This window comes from Rhodoferax saidenbachensis (genome assembly GCF_031457975.1).
In the GTDB taxonomy this organism is placed as follows: domain Bacteria; phylum Pseudomonadota; class Gammaproteobacteria; order Burkholderiales; family Burkholderiaceae_C; genus Allorhodoferax; species Allorhodoferax saidenbachensis_A.
In genome coordinates this window covers 1-1,780 of the sequence record NZ_JAVDXO010000019.1, presented here as the reverse complement: position 1 = coordinate 1,780, position 1,780 = coordinate 1, and the positions used below count along the sequence as shown (strand labels likewise).

At 61.1% G+C, this 1,780-nt stretch carries 2 protein-coding genes; both read right to left on the bottom strand.

Going from position 1 to position 1,780, the window contains the following annotated elements; translation table 11 throughout:
* Window positions 1–1,368 (bottom strand): tripartite tricarboxylate transporter permease (locus tag J2X15_RS21185; RefSeq protein WP_310347029.1); only part of this gene is annotated, 1,368 nt, incomplete at its 3' end.
* A 22-nt stretch (window positions 1,369–1,390) separates the two neighbouring features.
* Window positions 1,391–1,780, bottom strand: a 390-nt coding sequence (locus tag J2X15_RS21180) for a tripartite tricarboxylate transporter TctB family protein (protein ID WP_310347025.1), incomplete at its 5' end; no start/stop codon positions are given.

The window sequence follows — 1,780 nt, the reverse complement described above, 5'->3', positions numbered from 1 at the left end:
CGCACGGCGCAAATACTCTTCCATCATCGGGCCCAAGATAAAGCCCAGCAGCAGCGGAGCAGGTTCTGTGCCCAGCTTGATGAACAGGTAGCCGATCACACCAAACAGGCCCACCATCCAAATGTCGAAGGTGTTGTTGTTGGTGGAGTACACGCCAATGGCACAGAACAGCACGATGGACGGAAACAGCCAACGGTAAGGCACGGTCAGCAGCTTGATCCAGATGCCAATCAACGGCAGGTTCAGGATGATCAGCATCAGGTTGCCGATCCACATGGAGGCAATCAGGCCCCAGAACAGCTCGGGATTGCTGGTCATGACCTGCGGGCCGGGCTGGATGTTGTGGATGGTCATGGCCCCCACCATCAGCGCCATCACGGCGTTGGGCGGGATACCCAGGGTCAGTAGCGGAATGAAAGACGTCTGGGAACCGGCGTTATTGGCCGACTCAGGTGCCGCCACACCGCGGATATTGCCCTTGCCAAAGGGTACTTCCCCAGGACGCAGCTTGGTCTTCTTCTCCAGGGTGTAGGCCGCAAACGACGCCATCACCGCACCGCCACCGGGCAAGATACCCAGGATGGCGCCCAACGCCGTACCCCGCAGCACCGCAGGAACCATGTTGCGGAAGTCTTCCTTGGTGGGCCACAGGCCGGTGACGTTGGCCACAAACACCTCGCGCTCGCTCTCGTGCTTCGAGAGGTTGCTGATGATCTCGCCGTAGCCAAACACGCCCATGGCGATGACGATGAAGCCGATGCCGTCGGTGAGCTCAGGAATGTCAAAGCTAAAGCGGGCCACGCCGGAGTTCACATCGGTGCCCACCATGCCCAGCAACAGGCCCAGCACGATCATGGCAATCGCCTTGAGGATGGAGCCAGACGCCAGCACCACGGCACCCACCAGGCCCAAAATCATGAGCGAAAAGTACTCGGCAGGCCCGAACTTGAAAGCCAGCTCGGTCAGGGGACCCGCGAACGCCGCCAGGATGAGCGTGCCCACGCAGCCCGCGAAGAAGGAGCCCAGACCAGCCGCCGCCAGCGCGGGGCCAGCCCGGCCATTGCGTGCCATCTGGTAGCCGTCAATGACAGTCACCACCGACGAGGATTCGCCCGGCAGGTTCACCAGAATGGCGGTGGTGGAGCCGCCGTACTGGGCGCCGTAGTAAATGCCAGCCAACATGATCAGCGCCGCCACCGGGGGCAGGGCATAGGTAGCCGGCAGCAGCATGGCAATGGTGGCCAAAGGGCCAATGCCGGGCAGCACACCAATCAGCGTGCCCAGCAGGCAACCGACGAAGGCATAAATCAGGTTTTGGACGGTGAAGGCAACACCAAAACCGAGCGCGAGGTTGTTAAAGAGTTCCATGGTCAAGTTCCTCGGTGGGGGGTCAGGCGGCCAGGAAAGCGGGCCATACGGGGAACTGCAACTTGAGCAGGACGATGAAAGCCAGGTAGCTCAAGAGCGCCAGGATGGTGGCCAGCACGATGACCTCCTTGAACTTGAACTCGTCACCGGCGTTGCTGGCAATGAAGGTCAGCAGGTAGATGCCCACCATCAGCCCCAGCGGCGGCAAGCCGATGATGGGCAAGCCACCGATGGATGCGCCAAACACCAGGTTGGCCAGGATGATGAAGACCAGGGGTTTCCAGGCGAGTTTGCCGATCTTGTCGCCATCCTGGGTTTCCACCACCAGCGATTTGAAGGTGATGACACTCCCCAAAACAGCGAGCAGAATGCCCAGCACCAGAGGGAAGTACCCCGGCCCCATGCGGGCCCC